The organism is Streptosporangium sp. NPDC051023 (genome assembly GCF_040689595.1).
In the GTDB taxonomy this organism is placed as follows: Bacteria; Actinomycetota; Actinomycetes; order Streptosporangiales; family Streptosporangiaceae; genus Streptosporangium.
This window is the reverse complement of record NZ_JBFBCE010000096.1, coordinates 1-16,532: the sequence shown is the minus strand read 5'-3', so window position 1 is coordinate 16,532 and position 16,532 is coordinate 1. Positions and strand designations below refer to the sequence as shown.

At 67.3% G+C, this 16,532-nt stretch carries 18 protein-coding genes and 1 riboswitch; of the genes, 8 read left to right on the top strand and 10 right to left on the bottom strand.

Annotated features, from left to right (window positions below; translation table 11 throughout):
* Positions 1-34: 34 nt before the first annotated feature.
* On the top strand, positions 35-442 hold the full coding sequence (locus tag AB0395_RS40225; RefSeq protein WP_366290961.1) for a TetR/AcrR family transcriptional regulator C-terminal domain-containing protein: 408 nt from the start codon (positions 35-37) through the stop codon (positions 440-442).
* 102 nt (positions 443-544) lie between these two features.
* Here AB0395_RS40225 and AB0395_RS40220 read toward each other — a convergent pair whose 3' ends face one another.
* On the bottom strand, positions 545-745 hold the full coding sequence (locus AB0395_RS40220) for a DUF397 domain-containing protein (RefSeq protein WP_366290958.1): 201 nt from the start codon (positions 743-745) through the stop codon (positions 545-547).
* Positions 736-1,563 carry a helix-turn-helix transcriptional regulator gene (locus AB0395_RS40215; protein WP_366290956.1) on the bottom strand — a complete coding sequence of 276 codons (828 nt, stop codon included), beginning with the start codon at positions 1,561-1,563 and terminating at the stop codon, positions 736-738. The genes AB0395_RS40220 and AB0395_RS40215 overlap by 10 nt, the downstream gene beginning before the upstream one ends.
* Positions 1,564-2,026: 463 nt before the next feature.
* Between AB0395_RS40215 and AB0395_RS40210 the strand changes: the two genes are divergently transcribed.
* Entirely contained in the window at positions 2,027-2,503 is a 477-nt protein-coding gene (locus AB0395_RS40210; protein WP_366290954.1) for a hypothetical protein, read from the top strand.
* Positions 2,504-2,515: 12 nt separating this feature from the next.
* On the opposite strand, the gene AB0395_RS40205 is transcribed toward AB0395_RS40210, so the two are convergent.
* Both AB0395_RS40205 and AB0395_RS40200 read right to left on the bottom strand, forming a co-directional pair.
* On the bottom strand, positions 2,516-4,513 hold the full coding sequence (locus tag AB0395_RS40205; RefSeq protein ID WP_366290951.1) for a hypothetical protein: 1,998 nt from the start codon (positions 4,511-4,513) through the stop codon (positions 2,516-2,518).
* A 63-nt stretch (positions 4,514-4,576) separates the two neighbouring features.
* Positions 4,577-4,885 carry a hypothetical protein gene (locus AB0395_RS40200; protein WP_366290950.1) on the bottom strand — a complete coding sequence of 103 codons (309 nt, stop codon included), beginning with the start codon at positions 4,883-4,885 and terminating at the stop codon, positions 4,577-4,579.
* A gap of 204 nt (positions 4,886-5,089) precedes the next feature.
* Between AB0395_RS40200 and AB0395_RS40195 the strand changes: the two genes are divergently transcribed.
* From AB0395_RS40195 to AB0395_RS40180, 4 genes are all read left to right on the top strand, one after another.
* On the top strand, positions 5,090-5,395 hold the full coding sequence (locus AB0395_RS40195; RefSeq protein WP_366290948.1) for a hypothetical protein: 306 nt from the start codon (positions 5,090-5,092) through the stop codon (positions 5,393-5,395).
* Positions 5,396-5,645: 250 nt separating this feature from the next.
* Positions 5,646-5,730, top strand: a riboswitch (ZMP/ZTP riboswitch).
* Positions 5,718-6,623 carry a hypothetical protein gene (locus AB0395_RS40190; protein WP_366291008.1) on the top strand — a complete coding sequence of 302 codons (906 nt, stop codon included), beginning with the start codon at positions 5,718-5,720 and terminating at the stop codon, positions 6,621-6,623. Its footprint overlaps the riboswitch before it by 13 nt.
* 683 nt (positions 6,624-7,306) lie before the next feature.
* Positions 7,307-8,656: a CARDB domain-containing protein gene (locus tag AB0395_RS40185; protein ID WP_366290946.1), complete on the top strand. Its 1,350-nt coding sequence runs from the start codon at positions 7,307-7,309 to the stop codon at positions 8,654-8,656.
* A gap of 213 nt (positions 8,657-8,869) precedes the next feature.
* Complete coding sequence (locus tag AB0395_RS40180) at positions 8,870-9,103, top strand: hypothetical protein (RefSeq protein ID WP_366290943.1); 234 nt, start codon at positions 8,870-8,872, stop codon at positions 9,101-9,103.
* Between the two features lie 450 nt (positions 9,104-9,553).
* Here the strand turns inward: AB0395_RS40180 and AB0395_RS40175 are convergent, their stop codons facing one another.
* Complete coding sequence (locus tag AB0395_RS40175) at positions 9,554-9,829, bottom strand: hypothetical protein (RefSeq protein WP_366290940.1); 276 nt, start codon at positions 9,827-9,829, stop codon at positions 9,554-9,556.
* 780 nt (positions 9,830-10,609) lie between these two features.
* On the opposite strand from AB0395_RS40175, the gene AB0395_RS40170 reads away from it, so the two are divergent.
* Both AB0395_RS40170 and AB0395_RS40165 read left to right on the top strand, forming a co-directional pair.
* Complete coding sequence (locus AB0395_RS40170) at positions 10,610-10,912, top strand: hypothetical protein (protein WP_366290937.1); 303 nt, start codon at positions 10,610-10,612, stop codon at positions 10,910-10,912.
* Positions 10,913-10,931: 19 nt separating this feature from the next.
* Positions 10,932-11,345, top strand: a complete 414-nt coding sequence (locus AB0395_RS40165; protein WP_366290934.1) for a VOC family protein — start codon at positions 10,932-10,934, stop codon at positions 11,343-11,345.
* 537 nt (positions 11,346-11,882) lie between these two features.
* Here AB0395_RS40165 and AB0395_RS40160 read toward each other — a convergent pair.
* The 5 genes from AB0395_RS40160 to AB0395_RS40140 are packed head-to-tail and all read right to left on the bottom strand — an operon-like array spanning position 11,883 to position 16,422.
* A complete protein-coding gene (locus AB0395_RS40160; protein WP_366290931.1) occupies positions 11,883-12,860 on the bottom strand; it encodes a M24 family metallopeptidase in 978 nt (325 codons plus the stop codon).
* 7 nt (positions 12,861-12,867) lie between these two features.
* Positions 12,868-13,812 (bottom strand): ABC transporter ATP-binding protein, encoded by a 945-nt coding sequence (locus AB0395_RS40155; RefSeq protein WP_366290928.1) that lies wholly within the window; start codon positions 13,810-13,812, stop codon positions 12,868-12,870.
* Entirely contained in the window at positions 13,809-14,579 is a 771-nt protein-coding gene (locus AB0395_RS40150) for an ABC transporter ATP-binding protein (protein ID WP_366290925.1), read from the bottom strand. Before AB0395_RS40150 ends, AB0395_RS40155 begins: the two co-directional genes overlap by 4 nt.
* Positions 14,576-15,415, bottom strand: a complete 840-nt coding sequence (locus AB0395_RS40145) for an ABC transporter permease (protein WP_366290922.1) — start codon at positions 15,413-15,415, stop codon at positions 14,576-14,578. Before AB0395_RS40145 ends, AB0395_RS40150 begins: the two co-directional genes overlap by 4 nt.
* Positions 15,412-16,422 (bottom strand): ABC transporter permease, encoded by a 1,011-nt coding sequence (locus tag AB0395_RS40140; protein ID WP_366290919.1) that lies wholly within the window; start codon positions 16,420-16,422, stop codon positions 15,412-15,414. Before AB0395_RS40140 ends, AB0395_RS40145 begins: the two co-directional genes overlap by 4 nt.
* Positions 16,423-16,532: the final 110 nt, after the last annotated feature.

The following is a 16,532-nucleotide window of genomic DNA, read 5'->3' as shown; positions in this document are numbered from 1 at the left end:
GGGCACCCCCTCGAAAGTCGCCGCCGCGGCGGCGATGCACGACGCGCTCGCCGGATACCCGTGGATCGTCGAGGTCCTCGTCGCCGACGACCTCCTGTCGGCCTCCGGGCTCTGGTACGCCGAGCACATCGTCGACGCCGCCGTCGCCTGCGGGCTCACTGCCGAGCAGGCGGTTCACGCCTACCGGGCCGTCTGGTACTACACCGCAGGAGAGATCATCATCAGAACGTCCTCGGGACGCCGCCGCGCCGCCGACGACCGGCCGACCTACCGCGAACAGGTCTTCGCCGACCTGGACCCGGAGACGCTGCCGCGCCTGGCCTCCCTCGCGGGCCGGTGGGCCGCCCTCACCGCCGAGGACACCTACCGCGAGGGCCTGCGCGCCCTCATCGACGGCCTGCTCCTCGACCACTCCGAGGAACCCCGGCGGGGCGTGTCCTGATCGGGCGGCCGATGCTGACGTAGGGGGCGATACTGTCTCTGTCGCCGTCCGGGATGAACTTATGGTTCGGACGATCGGCTTTTCCCGACCGTCCGAACCAGGTCAGCGGTCGAATTCTCCGGTCTTGACGCTGCCGATGAAGGATTGCCACTCGGTAGGAGTGAAGAGCAGTTTGGGGCCGTTGGGGTTCTTGCTGTCGCGGACAGCGACTACTCCGGGAAGGTTGGCGGCGACTTCCACGCACTGTCCGCCGTTGTCCGAAGAACGCGATGACTTCCGCCACACAGCGGTGCTCAGGTCCATTCCCGCTTCACTTCCTCGATCATTTTGAGGGATATGTGCTCAGGATAGGCCCATAGTCGTATCGTCTCATAGCGCTTCCAGATTGAGACTACAAGGTCATGATCAGTCGTTATCTGTCCCCGAGCCGGTGAGTCCGAATGAACGACATTCGGCTCTCCGTTGGGGAGCTCAGCGATCATGAAGGCTCCTGCCAGACCCGCTACACATTCCGAATCCACGACCTGGATGGAGATGGTGGGGCGCTGTACAGCCTCCAGCAGGTAACTGAGTTGTTCCCGCATCAGCTCAGGACCGCCGATTCGGCGGCGCAGCACACCCTCGTCGATGAGGACTAAGAACATGGGTGGGTCTTCCCGGTCGAGAATCCGCTGCCGCCGCATACGGGCCTCGACACGTCGCTTCACCTCTTCGCACGCGATCTGAGGGCCTCGACTGAAGAGGTGATGTGCGTAGGCCTCGGTCTGGAGGAGTCCCGGTACCAAGAGGGGATCCCAGGAGCGCAGGACGCGGGCGGTGGGCTCGATCTCCTCGCTCCAGCTCCGGAACCAGACCGGACTCCCGGGCTGGGCGGTGATCCGCTGGTAGAGCTGGGCGAAGGAGACGCCCTCGACCGCCCCGAAGAGTCGGTCCAAATTCTCGGCGTCTGACTTCGAGGGGGTCCGGGTGGCCTTCTCCAGACGGCTCACCTGGGTTTGGGTGCAGCCGAGGCGAGAGGCCACGGCGCTCTGCGAGAGTTGCGCGGCCTCCCGCAGGCGCTTCATCTCCGCGCCGAACCGCACACGGGGGGACCCGGGGTCGAGAGACGGCACCATTTCCATCGCTTTTCCTCCCCAATTAGAAAAAACGGACTTTTTATCAAGTGGCGCCGTCTATCTCAGTCCGGAATAGACCGATGGTTGTCATCATCCGTTCTGAGCTGGGCTGCCAACCCGGTGGCCGATCCGTCACCGGTAAGGCAGTCTAGGCACAGAAATTCTCCGCACGAAAGCAAAGCAAAGGAATCGGGTCATTGATTTCGTGGACAGGGGTGGATCAGGTCTCCCGGGAGTGGGAAATCTTTCTTTCGCGCCTGGCGGCGAACATCGGCCGGAAAACAGTGGAGGGCGGGACCGCGATGGCGAACCCGCTGACCGGGTGCGACGTTCGGGGTCCGTCACCCGAATCAACCGGCAGACTCCGGGAGGTCATCGTTGACGGACGATTTCGGGAAGAGGGTGGCGACGGTGGCCCGGGTGGGTAAGGATTGGCGCGTATCGATGACGGTCTTCTCGGAGGTGTGTAATGCGTTTCGCCCGGTTGCTGGTCATCGGCCTGGCAGTGGTGATGGTGGCATCGGGATGTGCTTCCGGGCCTTCCCTGAGGGAAGCAGCAGCGGAGCTCCAGAAAGATACGCAGCGCCTGGAAACCGACGACCTCTTCAAGAACCCGCTGACGAAGCTCCGTATCTCGCAGCGTCCAGACAAGGACATCCCTTGCGGCAAGGATAAGTTCAAGCGGGTCCTACAGGCCACTGCCGACGATGAAAGTAAATCTCCTGATACAGACAGTCGTCTTGATCGGGCAGAAGGGGTAATTTCGGGAACCCTGGTCAACAAAATGAGCTATACGAGAGAACCTCCTTTCACTGTGAACGATAACGAGGTCGGGCGATTTGTGTACGCGGCAAAGCGAGACCTGGGCATTGTGGTTGCCGTCTACGTGACACCGGAGTCTCCCACGTGGCGGCTGCAGGCGGAGACTCCCTGCCTGCCAAGGTGAAAGTGGGGGGAGTCACCCCCATATGCGCAGCTGCTCTTTGGCGATTTCATTGGCTTGAATTCTGGAAGAGTTCTCCAGCTTGATGTCCAGATTTTTATTGCTGTCCATCCAATGTTCGTATGAGATGAGTTTCTCGCCGAATACCTTCTCCCATTTTTCGTCTCCCTTGGCTTCCTTTTTTGCCTCGGCGACGAGTTCGTCGTAGGTTTTGAGGTCGCCGGTAACTTTACTGATGAGCTCTGCAGGCGGCTCGCTCGCCGGATACTCTGCATTATGCAAGAGGTGCGCCATGTCGTATTTTAAGCGCAAGGCAAAGTCGGCCCTCTCGCCTGTGGCCTCCTGAACTCCCGTCTCAAAGCTGCCGGCCCAGTTATCGAGGAACTTACTCACGCCATAAGCCTTGGTCAGTTCCCATCCTTCGTTGATGACATCGGCGGTGGCCGTCAAGAACTTTTCGGAGAGCTTTTCATGGAAAGGTATTTTATCGAGTCCCCATCCAAGGGTATTCTTAGCGATATCGCGGATCAAGGCGTAAGTGGCATCTCTCTCCCCGTGCGTGTCTATAGTCGCTTTGAACTCCAGGCCGGCCAGGTCGCCGAGCATGGTCGAAGCGAGCTCAAAGTAGCCTTCCTCTTCCTGTTTGTCCTTACGGGCCGCTGTCATCAAAGTGTCGTAGCGGAAACGAGCGGCAATCTTGTCGAAGTCGTCGGTGATCCGTTTGTCTCCGGTGAAAGTCTGCATAAAGCGATAGGTGTCCCCGGGGCTGAGATAGAACGCCGGGGTCACACCGGGGAGGGGAACCCAGTTCTCAGGAACCTTGAACCCGGAGGTCCGGTAGACAGCCTTGTCGAAGCGGGCGCCCGAAGCCAGTTCATGGATATAGGAGCCCGCGATAACCGCCATGGACTCTCGGGCGGTGTTCGGGATGCTGTCGCCCAAGGGACCCGTGGCCAGCATCGAGTCCATGGCGAAGGCGGCGGCGGCCGGGCTGTGTTGGCCCGGTTTCTCGGTCGTGGCCTCGGCTCCGGATGCCAGCACTCGCCCGAAGGCGTCGGCCACCTCGTTCCCGGCGTTCGCCTGGTCGGCATAGTCGAGGAAGAGCTTCATCTTCTCGACCTGGCTGAGCTTCACATCGGCCCCGCCCATGGAGGCGAACGCCTCCCGTGCCGCCGCGCCATCCCCCGCGAGCACCTCCAGAGCCATGGCCACCAGATCGGGAGGCAGGTCGTACTTCTCGGCCTCGCTGGAATTGGCCCGCCAGTCCTGGTGAGGGTTCTTCGTGAAGTCGTCCAGGGCCAGGGCACGGGCCGCCGCGCTGCGCACCTTGGCCGGGGCGTTGGCGCCCTTGAGCAGCACGAGGCGGTTCCACGCGACGATCTTGCCGTTGACCGGTTTCGTCAGGTCGGCCTTGACCTTGGCGAACGCCGGGACAAGGGTGGGGGCGTTCAGAGCCGCGCCGAGAGTCTTGGTGAAGGCGGCCAAGTCCTGTTTGGCGGTTTTACTGCCGATGGCGGTGAGAAGGCTGGGCAGGCTGTCGCGGGCCTTCGGGGGCAGCAGGGCGAAGAAGGCGGCTGCCGCCTGAGGGTTGTCGGCCAGTTGGGCGATCTCGTCGGCGTGCTCGTGGATGAGCAGGGCCTGGGACGCGTTGTCGTGTTTGACGAGGATGTCGTCGCCGTACATCCTGGCCAGCCCCTGGGCGAACTCAAGGCCCTCCAACTCGTCGGGGAGGCGGACGAGTCCCTGTCCGCCGCCACCCTGTGCCGGAAGGGCGTCTCCCTCCAGTTTCTGGACCAGCTCGGCCCGGCCCTGGAGCATGGAGATCTGGGTCCTGCCCCAGTCGGCGATGTCGGCGATCTCCCGCAGGGCGTGGGCGCCGACTCCGTTCTGGCGGAGCTTGGCCTCGAACTCCTCGCGGAAGACGGTCAGCCGGTCGGCCGCGTCGCTCAGGGACGTGGCCAGATGGCCCATCTCCTGGGGGTCGATGCCGCAGAACTCGTCGGCGGAAGCCATGGAGCGTTCCCTTCCGGGATGACGGTGGTCACGATGGTCACAAAGATCACGGTCGTCACGGGGTCACGTGCGTCCGGCCATCTCCCGGCGGATGGCGTTCGCCTCGGCCTCGGTCACCAGCGAGGGGTGGCGGCACATCTCCTCCTCGACCGCGTCCGCCACGTTCTGCGCGAGCCGCCCCAGCCGCTGGTGCCGGTCCGCCAGTTCGCCGGTCCACCTGTCGGCCGCAGGGCCCGTCCAGACCTTTCCCGACCGCATCGCGCCGAAGGCGCGCTGGTAGGCCTGCCGTACTTCGTGAGATCTGTCCCCGACCTCCATGAGCAGTTGCCGCAACCGCTCGTGCCGGGGATTGGGCACCATCCGTTCGGCCACGCGCCCCCGTCCTCCCCAGGACCCCGTGATGAGAAAAGTCGAACACCACAGTAGTTATCGATCATCTATGCCGACAAGACCAGGGGGCCGTCGCGGCGTCGGGATTTCGCTCCCGTAAACATGGCCGTGGGCTGAACGGGCTGGTATTCCGGTGGTTTAACTCCTGGTTGCGTCGTCTACCCCCCAAGAGCAGTGAGGTAACGGATGTCGTTTTTCGATAGAAACATCGACGCCATAGAAAGAGCCGCCCACATTGTGTTCTGGGGGAGTTTGGCGATCATCGCCGCGATATACTTCACCGGCCCGGTGAACGTGTTCGCGTTCGTCGTGGTGGCCTTCCTCTGCGTCGCCAAGCTCGTTCTCAACGAGGTCGCGGCGACCCGGGCACGCTGGGACCAGGAGGCCGCCGAACGAGGGGTGCAGTGGCACGAGCGGCTGCGGGCGAATCGCGAGATCGAGCTACGCCGTAGGCTTCGGCGGTTGGAGCAACAGAAGCGGCCGGATCGTTAGCCGTGTCTCCTTCCGCTCACGGCATATCCCGCCACCGTCGAATCCCGCGGGAAGTCGAAGGGGTTTCCCGCGGGAAAGCGTGCAGGATATGTTTATGTCCCGGTTCCACGAGGCTTTCGTGGATTTCTGGGTAATTGGGGTGCCGTTAAGAACGCGGCCATTGCGGTGGTGACCTTCAGCGAGTTGGCATGGACGTCGGTCTCGCCCATCATGATCCCTCCGGTCGGGCGTCCACGGCGTGCAGTAGGGTGTGCCCGGTCGCGACTGGCGTAGGTGGACCACCACCGGGAAGCGACCGTGATCCGATGCGAGCCTCGACCGCCTGGGCGTCTCCATCAGCGATATCCCGCTGAGGAGGCCTGCGTGGAGCTGCGCTACGGGGAACCAACCCCCACCAGAAGGCACACGCCGCGCCGGTGACGCCGAGCTCGCGCAGGTGCTGACCGGTCTGGTCTGCGATGGCATCATCGCCCCCGGCTACGCTCCGGGCACCGCGGCACAGCTCAGCAGGAAGAAGAACGGCCGCTTCCTGGTCGTCGAGGCGAACGAGGCCTTCACACCGCCGGCCGATGACGTACGCGAGGTCTTTGGACTCCGCCTGATTCAGCGGCGCGATGTGGCCGAGCTGTCCGCCGCCCTGCTCGACCAGGTCGTGGGTGGGGCGCTGCCCGAGACGGCCGTGCGGGATCTGCTGCTGGGTCTGGCCGTGGCGCGTTTCACCAAGTCCAACGCGGTCTGCTACGTGCGCGACGGCATGACGCTGGGCATCGGCGCCGGGCAGCAGTCCCGGATCGGCTGTACCCGCCTGGCCGGCGGCAAAGCCGACACCTGGTGGCTGCGGCGCCACCCGGCCATTCGCGTGCTCGCCTTCCGCCCGGGCACCCGCCACCGGGACCGGATCAACTGGCAGACGCGTCTCGTCGAGGGTGGCCTGAACGTGGACGAGGCCGGGCGCCTGGCCGAGACCGTGTCCGCTCCGGCCGAGGAGCTGACCGCCGATGAGCGCACCGAATGGCTTCGGCGCCTCACCGATGTCCTTCCCCGCCGCCTACGCCCGTTTGCAGCAGGCGCTGGAGGCGCTGCCCGCCGACCAGCGCGCCACCCCGTTCGTCGCCGCGCTCGCCGAACTGGCCGAACTCCAAGCCGCCCGGCAGGCCATCGGCGGCGGCTTCGTGACGTTGCCCAAGTGGGGGTCCTGAAGCGGTACTTCCCCGCACAGGAGTCGTAGCCGTCTTTCCCGGACTTTCCGGGCAGCCCTCCGCACACGCGCGTAGGGACCCTAGGCGGACGGAGTTTTCGCAGTTTTGCAGGGGCCTACGCGCGTGCACGCGAGGCTGTGGGGCCAGCAGGGCAGGCGCGGCCTGCTTTGGTCACGCGCCGGCCTGACAACCACGCCGCACGCTGCCCTGGGTGAGCACAGGGCCGCGACGCCGCAGGTTTCCGCAAGGGGGCGGAATTTCGTCAGTTTTTTCACCCCCTTACGCGCGCGTCGACGGCCCGCACCGCCTGCTCGACCGGTGCGACGGCCACCCTCCGGAAACCTGCCGAAAACCTGACCAGACGACCCCGGCTGCTTCACCGTCCGGCATCGTGTTTTGTCCTGATCGCGCCATGCCCCTTGCGTAGGTCATTAGGCAGATGCACCATCGGGCGGGCGAACCACCACCGAGACGGTGACATTCCTCTGGAAAGCGCATTGCGGCCATGCTCGCTGGTGAGGAGCGAGTATTCCGCCGGTAAGGCGGGCGCGTTCCGCCGCGCGCCTCTCGGCACCCCTTTGGCCTTCTCGCACCGCATGGGGATCGGTTTCGCCTGCACGTCGCGCGGACTCGGACGTCTCCCGGTCGACCGGCCGGGGCCGGGACGGCGCAGGCAAAGGGAGAGGACCCCAGCGTGTTCTTATCTCGTTCGATGCAACGACAGCGGCGGCGCGGCGGGCGGAGCCGGCTCGGCACTCTGACCGCCGCCGTCCTGCTCGCCGCGATCGGTGTGCTCGGCCTGTCCGGCCCCGCGTACGCCGACGCGTTCGTGACCGTCACGGACTCGGCCGACCCTGTCACGGTAGGCACCAGCTACACCTACACCGTCGATATAACCAACTACGACTCATTCACCGACGCGTCCGTCACCTTGTCCGGCGCGGCCGCCGCCATCACGAATGTCACCAGCTCCAACGCCAATCTGGCATGTGTTGTGGCCACCAGCACCACCGTGGAATGCGATTCGATCCCCCCAACCACCCGCATCGCCGTCGTCACCGTCACCGTGCTGCCCTCGGCTGCCGGAACCGTCACCGCGGAGGCGTTCGTCAACGGCCTCAGCGTCAGCGGCGATGACTCCGAGTCGACCACGATCAACGCGGCCGGCACCGACCTGGCCGCGTCGGTGGCCGACTCGGCCGACCCGGTCAACCTCGGCACCACCTTCACCGACACCCTCACCGTCGCCAACAACGGCCCCACCGGCGCGACCGGCGTGACCGCCTCGGTCACCCTGTCCGGCGCCTCGGCCGGGATCTTGTCCGCGACCAGCTCACAAGGCTCGTGCAGCATCTCCGCGCCCGCTGTGTCCTGCACCCTGGGGAGTCTGGCCGTCTCCGCGAGCGCCACCGTCACCCTCATCCTGTCCCCCACCACGACCGGCACGGTCACCGCCACCGCCACCGTGGACGCCACCGAGGCCGACCCCGTCAGCGGTAACGACAGCGACGCCGAGAACACAGTCGTGGCCAACGGGCTGGGCTGCACCATCACCGGCACCAACGGCAACGACACCGGCCTGGACGGCACCAACAGCGCAGACGTGATCTGCGGCCTGGCCGGCAACGACGAGATCGAGGCCGGAGGCGGCAACGATGTCGTCTACGGCGGCCCCGGCGCCGACACCCTGCTCGGTGGCAACGGCACTGACACCATCTACGCCGGGGACGGTGACGACACCATCGCCGGCGGCAACGGCGACGACACTCTGTACGGCGAGGCCGGCAACGACACCAGCAAGGGCGAAACCCTCGTCGAGACCCTGCTTGGCCTGTTCGACAACGGCGCCGACCACATCTACGGCGGTCCCGGCGACGACGACCTGCACGGCCAAAACGGCAACGACACCCTGCTCGACCACACCGGCACCGACACCATGAGCGGCGACCTCGGCAACGACGACATCGACGTGCAAGACGGCACCGGTGGTGATGCCGCCAATGGCGGCCTGGGATCCGACACCTGCGCCACCGACGGCGGCGACACCGCCACCAGCTGCTGACCCAGCACATCACCCACGCTGAAACCGGGGCGGGCCTCCAAGGCACAGGCCCGCCCCAGGCGGCCCGGGACCCGGGAAGCTGCGACCAGAGAAAAAGTAGCTCTGTGTGATGTCGGCGTCGGGGGGTGTTGTAAATCGATCCGATGTGGACGACACCCGAGAGGTGTCATCGCATTCTTCGCCTTGCCGATTGATCATTTCTGAGGAGCCCGCATGAGCATACTGCCCGAAGGACTCGTCCCTTCCAAAGCCACGCGAGAGCTGGCGACCTTCACCGACACCCTGTCGGCCGCACTCGCCTCGGCACCGACGAAAGACGTCGTCGCCCATCCCACGCCCGAAGGTGTCAGAGCCTTCCAGAACCTCGCGATCACTGAGATCAACCGTCTGGTGACCAACATCTTCGGCACTGTGGGGGTGCCATCTCCCATTCCGCCTGTGGACTGACCGGGAGACCTCTGGCCGCGGCCTTGGGCTCAGCCGGACGCGGCAGGGAGACGTCGAGCTCCAAGTAGCGGTTCATGTCGAGCTCGAAGCGCCTGTACAGGTTCAGGCGGGTTGTGGCTCGGCGGCCGGGCAGCAGACTTTCATGACACCCTACGCGTGCACGCGCGAAGAAGACCGCAGATGCCCCGGGTATGACCTGCAACACAGTTTGACCAGGAATCTGCAACATTGTTTGGCCGCATGGCACCCGTAGTGACGGCCCCTGTTCGTCTCGAATCCATGCTTTCGGCGCGACGCTCCGGCAGCCTTGGGGGCGGCGGGGTGGCAACGTAGATGCCGCTCCCGCCGCGCGAGACGATCGGTTCCTCGGCGCGCAGCATCCGCAGCGAGGTCTGCACGGTTGATCTTCTTTCCGCACTCAGCCTTCTCGAAGGCCCTGGTGGCGGGCCGTTACTCGATGCGGAGGTTGGCGGAGAGTTCGGCGGTAGGAGTGAAGCCGAGCGAGCCCACGTTGAGTCCCGGATTGAAGCTATGGCTTTGGCCTGGCAGGACTACGGACAGGGGGTACCACTGGTCCCGGCATCCTTGGCCGCTCCAGAGCGTCACTCCAGCCGGTGTCTCGTTGCTCACGCGGGTGACCACGATGTCGTCGAAGTTGTGGCACTCGTCGTCGAGCGGGATGACGATGGTCTCGGAATCAGTGGTCAGGATGACTTTGCCGCTCATGTGATTCCCTCTCCTGTTCCGCCACAGGGAGCATGCGCGTGCACGCCCTGGGCTGTCACGTTCCAGTGGGAAGAACTCGCCTCCGGGGCCGTCACCGACGCCCGGGAAGGGTGACGCTCAGGACACGGGCACTGTCCCCGTGGCCGGCCCCTGGAAAGAGCCGCCGCCCGGCCTGGCGATCAACATTTATCAACAAGGCTGCGGTGGACGCCAGTGCCAAAAATGTGGCCGCATCGACAGCGGCGGTGTATGACGAGCATCCGAACGAAAAGTCCGTTAGCGGGGGCCAGCTCGTTATTTGATCTTCCGCTTGTCCTGTCCGTGCCACCAGCCGCAAGCGGTGAGGGTAGGTTTTCCCATCGGACAGTCCACGGGACCGAACCGGCGGGGAAACCAGCGTGGAGGCGTTGGCCCGGGGTGACACCTCGGGTTGACCGAACAGAGGATGAATACTGCCCGGTTCCCCTGCAGGTGTTTCCGCAGTTCCCGGGCATGGATTCGAGCGCGGCCGAGCTCGTGACCGTCCGTGACGACCTGACGGATAGCGCCGATGGTTTCCTGTCAGATACCTCCGCGCGTCACAGTCGGTGAGCGGGCCGGGCGACTGCCACCCGGCCGGGCCCGGGGAGCATGGCCGCCCCCTCCGCATGAGGTTGTCGGGAGGGACACGTGCCGACCTGCGGGACGACATCTTGTTCCGGACGGGTTCGAGCGGAGTCGTTCAGGTCTGTCTGCCGGCGAGACGGCGGGTGCCGTAGACGTCAGCTGTGGTGGGCCATCTTGAAGGCTGAGATCAGCAAGACGATGGCCAAGATGGGGATGAGCGCCGGGTCCGGGATGCTGCCGAGCGGCGCGCCGGTGATGGAGCCAGGCTGCGGCTCCGTCGGTGATGAGCGCATGGGCTACCTGCGCAGGGCCGCCAGTCGCGGCGTGGACACCACAAGCTCTGCTCGCAGGAGGCGCGCATCGACAAGGCGCGGTGCGGGCGCACCTGCCACCTGGGCGGCGATCCCGGTGACCGAACCGGTCAGGAATGAAGAAGCGCCGGGCACGGAGCCCTTCGTAGGGTTGCATCACCCCTGAAACACAAAGGAGACAAAGCATGAAGGCGCACGTTAGCTCGATCCTTCTCGGCGTCCGGGACCTGGACCGGGCCAAGCGGTTCTATACGGAGGGACTCGGCTGGAAGATCAAGAACGACTACGGTGTCTCGGTGTTCTTCGAATCGGACGGGGCCTCGCCCGTCGGCTTCTACGGCCGCGAAGGCCTGGCCGACCAGGTGGGTACGAGCCCGGACGGCAGTGGCTTCAGCGGGCTGGTCCTCACCTACGTCGTCCGTAGTGAGACGCGAGTCGATGAGATCATCGCGGAGGCCGAGAAGTCCGGAGCCACGATCCTCAAGCCCGCCGGCGCCCTGCCGTGGGGCGGGTACGGCGGCTCCTTCGCGGACCCGGACGGCTACATCTGGAGTCTCGGCTACAGCGCCCAGGGAACGGACCAGCCCTACGCTGAGTAGCCGCAGAGAAAAGCCTCTGGCGACGAGTGCGGGTGACACGGCCATGGCCGGGCACGCTGGCGGACTCCTCTGAACGAATGGTCTCTCAGCATGACCGGCATGACCGACCGGTACCGATGGGTGGGTTCGGTGTCGACGGGGGATCGTGTCGATGCCGAACCATCGCGCGTGTTGGACGAGGCTTTGGTGTGCCTTCCGTTGTTCCGGTCCCACGCCAACCTGTATGGGTCGATCGAGATCGACACGGGCCCCACTTCGACCTCGCCTTGGCCACACAGCAGCAGCCAAGGGGATCGGCATTCGTGGGCTGTCGCCCAGATCAACGCATCTCGATCGGGGAAGCGGCGAGACAAGGTGCCGACGCCACCGCCTCCGGGCCGCCTGATCCAGACCAGCGGTCCGGACAGGGAAGCCGGGACGAGGCCCGGCCGAACCGGTGTGGGAGAGGGCGAGGCCGAGCCGTCCTGACCGGCGCCGGCCTGATGCCCTCCCTCCACCGAGGCCAGGGCGGTGGCCATCGCCGACCTCTCGGGAGGGTCAATGGTCGATGATGTGGAAGGCCTGGGAGCTCGTGCTGAGCCGCAGGCCGCCCTCGGGGGCGCAGACCGCGACGTCCGCCACCCGCGCGCCGAACAGGTCGGGCAGGTAGATCGCCGGTTCGAGGCACACCGTCATGCCGGGGACCAGCACGGTCTCGTCGCCGGGGACGAGCCAGGGGCCCTCGTCCTGCCCGAGGCCGATGCCGCGCCCGGGCGGGCGTCGTCCGGCGTAGTTGCCGTACCCGCTGCCCTCGATCACCTCCCGCGCGATCCGCCCGGCCTCCGCCACGGCCACGCCCGGCCGCAGCGACTCGAGGGCGGCGTGCTGCGCGGCGAGGACGACCGAGTACATCGCCTCGAAGTCCTCCGGCGGCTCGGCGACCGCGAACACCCGGGCCACCTCGGCGCAGTAGCCGCTCCACCTCCCGCAGACCGAGACCAGCAACGCGTCACCCGGGTTGATCACGCGGTCGCACGGCACGTGCCGCGCCACCGCGCTGTGCTCGCCCGCCGCGACGACGACCGACAGCACCTCCTCGCACCCCGTCTCGACCATCATGGCCCACAGCCTCCGCGCCATCGCGCGCTCGGTGGTCCCGAACCACGCCAGCTCGCGGGCCATGAGCAGGACCGCGTCCGCCGCGCCCGCGGCCCGCTCCGTCGCCGCGACCTCTGCGGGGCCTCTGCGTAGCCTGAGCGGAGCCAGTACGGTCGACGCCAGCACCAGCTCGGCCTCGACGCGCAGCGAGAACAGCTCCCATGCCCGCATCTCGGAGTCGATGCCGACACGACGGGCGGAGGAGGGAATGAGCGCCGCCGCCTCCAGCGGGTCCGCCGCGACGGCGGGCGGATCGTCCCGGGTGAGGATGAGAAATCCGTCGCCTTCCCCGCCCAGGTAACGGAAGTCGGGGGAGGGGCGCAGCACCAGGGCGTCGATCCCCTCCTCGGCCATCCTGAGCCGCACCTCGTCGATCATGTGTTGATCATGCGGGCTCGTGCAGCCAGCAGGCGACCGGGCCGAAGGCGGGCTCGCGCTCCCGGCACACGTCCATCGCCACCGGGCAGCGTGGATGGAACCGGCACCCCGGCGGCGGGGCGGCCGGGTCGGGCACGTCCCCGGGCAGCTCGGCGGGCAGCACGCCCGCGCCGTCCGGGGCGGGGATGGCGCCCAGCAGGGCGCGGGTGTACGGGTGCCGGGGGTCGGTCCAGACCTCCTCGGTACGGCCGACCTCCACGATCTTCCCGAGATACATCACCGCGATCCGGTCGGCGATCAGCCGTACCACCGACAGGTCGTGGCTGATGAACAGCAGGCCCGCGCCCGAGGAGACCGCGAGATCCCGCATCAGCCTGGCCACCTGCGCCTGGGCCGAGGCGTCGAGGGCGGAGATGGGCTCGTCGCCGATCAGCAGGGACGGCCTGGCGGCCAGCGCCCTGGCGATCGCGATCCGCTGCCGCTGGCCGCCGGAGAACTCGTGCGGATGCCGTCCCGCGAAGTCGCGGGGCAGCCCGACTCGTTCCAGCAGGTCGGCGGGGGCGGTCGAGGTGTCGCCCGCGGTGCGCAGCCCGTCGGCGATCTGCGCCCCCACCTTGCGGCGCGGGTTCAGCGACGAGTAGGGGTCCTGGAACACCATCTGGATTCCCGACAGCGCCCTGTCCCTGCGGCGCAGCCCCAGTGGGGTGACCGGGTGCCCGTCGAAGGTGATGGTCCCCGAGGCGGCGCGGTTGAGCCCGCACACCGCGCGGGCCAGCGTCGACTTGCCGCATCCCGACTCCCCGACGAGGCCGACGACCTCGCCCGCGGAGACGGTCAGGCTGGCCCCGGCCACGGCGCGGACCAGGGGACGGCCGGGGGTGCGGTGCTCGACGACCAGGTCGTCGACGTTCAGCAGCGTCGCGCGCTCCGTCATGGTCGTGCGGTCTGTCATGCGGTCTCCCCGGGCAGCGAGTCCAGCAGGGCGCGGGTGTAGGGGTGGACGGGGTTGCGCAGCACCTGGCCGCGCGGGCCCGTCTCGACGACCAGGCCCTCTTTCATCACGCTCACCTCGTCGGCGACCGCCGACATCACGCCGAGGTCGTGGGTGACGAGCAGTACGGCCAGCCCCAGGTCGTCACAGAGGCCACGCAGCAGCCGCAGCACTCCGGCCTGCACGGTCACGTCGAGGGCGGTCGTCGGCTCGTCGGCGATGAGCACCTTGGGCGAGCAGGCCAGCGCGATCGCGATCGCGATGCGCTGGCGCATGCCCCCGGAGAACTGGTGCGGGTAGCGGTCGATGGCCGCTTCGGGGCCGGGGATGCGCACCTTGCCCAGCAGTTCGACGGCCCTGGCCCTGGCCTGTTTTCTGTCCAGGCCCAGATGATGGCGCATGTGCTCGGTGAGCTGGCGTCCCACCGACAGCATCGGGTGCATGCTGGTCGCCGGGTCTTGGAAGACCATGGCGACCTCGCCGCCGCGCACCGTGTTGAGCTCCTTGGCGGACATGCCCAGCAGGTCGCGCTCGCCGAGGGCGATCCGTCCCGTGGCGCGGGCGCCGTGCGGGAGCAGACCGAGCACGGCCAGGCCCGTCATGGTCTTGCCCGAGCCACTCTCACCCGCCAGGCCGTGCACGCGGCCCGGCCGCAGGTCGAGGTCGACGCCGCGCAGGATCTCCTTGCCGCCGATGGTGACCTTCAGATCGGAGATGGAGAGAGTCACATTGCACGCTCCTTGATGGCGCGGGCCGTGCGGGGGTCGAGGGCGTCGCGCAGCGTGTCGCCGAGGAAGTTGAAGGCGAGCACGACGGTCAGGATGGCCAGGCCGGGGAAGGTCGCCACCCACCAGCTGTCGAAGACCTCGACGCCCGAGGCGACCATCGCGCCCCACTCGGGCGACGGCGGCTTGGCGCCGAGTCCGAGGAAGGACAGGCCGGACAGCAGCAGCAGTGCGGTGCCGATGTCGAGGGTCGCGAGCACCAGGATCGGCCCGGTGACGTTCGGCAGCACGTCGACGCGCAGGGAGCGCCACGCGGAGAACCCGAGCAGCCGCCCGCTGATCACGAACTCGCGCTCGCGCACGCCCAGCACCAGGCCCCTGGTCACCCGGGCGTAGGAGGGCCAGGCCACGACGAGTACGGCGAGCACCGCGTTGGCCAGGCTCGCGCCGAGTGCGGCGGCGACGACCATGGCCAGGATGACGGTGGGGAAGGCGAAGACGAGGTCGGCGATTCGCATGATCGTCTCCTCGACCCATTTGCCGAAGTATCCGGCGCAGGCGCCGAGCAGGCCGCCGACCAGCACCGAGAGCGCGACCAGCAGCAGCGTCAGCGGGATCGACAGGCGCGCGCCGTACATGACCCTGCTCAGGATGTCCCGGCCGAGCTGGTCGGTGCCGAACCAGTGCCCAGGCCCTGGCGAGGCCAGCCTGGGCAGGTCCTGGGCGAGCGGGTCGTGCGGCGCCAGCAGCGGGGCGGCCACCGCGATCACGATCCAGGCGAGCGCCACCACCCCGCCGACGATCGCCAGCGGCTGCCGCCAGGCTTGGGGGAGTTTCACGTCAGTCTCACTCGGGGGTCGATGACGCCGTACAGCACGTCGACGATCAGGTTGATGACGAGGTAGACCACGCCGACGAACAGGCCGACGCCCATCACGCCGGGCAGGTCGAGACCGGTCGCGCTCTTGTAGGCGTACTGCCCGATGCCCGGCCAGGCGAAGATCGCCTCGACGAGCATGGTGCCGGACAGCAGGCTGCCGAAGGCGAGACCCGCGACCGTGATGATCGGCACCAGGGCCGAGCGCAGCACGTAGCGGAACAGGATCACCCTGCCGGGCAGGCCCTTGGCCCGTGCGGCGCGCACGTAGTCCTGGCCCAGTACCTCCAGCACCGCCGACCTGGTGAACCGGGTGAGCAGGCCGATCGTGTAGAGGGCCAGCACCAGCGCGGGGGTGGCCAGATGGCCGATCGCCGAGGCGAAGACGTCCCACTGCCCCGCCAGCAGGGAGTCGACCGTGTACAGGCCCGTCACATGCGGCGGCGGGCTCATCCCCGGATCGATACGGCCGCTGCCGGGGGTGATCTGCAGGCGGTAGAAGAAGATGTAGAAGGTCGTCAGCGCCATCCAGAACGTCGGCACCGAGATGCCGATCAGGCTCAGGACGCGCAGCACGTGGTCGGAGAGCCGGTCGCGGCGCAGTGCCGCGATCACGCCGAACGCGACTCCCGCCACGAGGGAGATCAGGATCGCGATGCCCGCCAACTCCAGCGTGGCCGGGACCGCCTCCGCCAGGTCGTCGAGGACGGGGCGGTGGCTCTGCTGGCTGGTCCCGAGGTCGCCGTGGAGAATTCCTCCCATGTAGAGCAGGTACTGCTGGGGGAGCGGCTTGTCCAGGCCGTGGTCCGCCCGCCACTGCGCGACGATGGCCGGGTCGCCGAGGGCCCGCTGGCCGAGGTTGGCCGCGACGGGGTCGCCGGGCACCAGGTTGGTCAGCACGAACGTGACCAGTGTGATGCCCACGGCCAGCAGCAGCGCGGTGAGCACCCTGCGGACCAGGAAGCGCACCAGCGGGCTCCGCCCGCCGAGCGCACCGGCCTCGACCACGCCGACGAGGTGATCCTCGGCAACGCCAACGGCGCCGGTGAGGAGAACCGCAACGTCGCCAGGATGGCCGC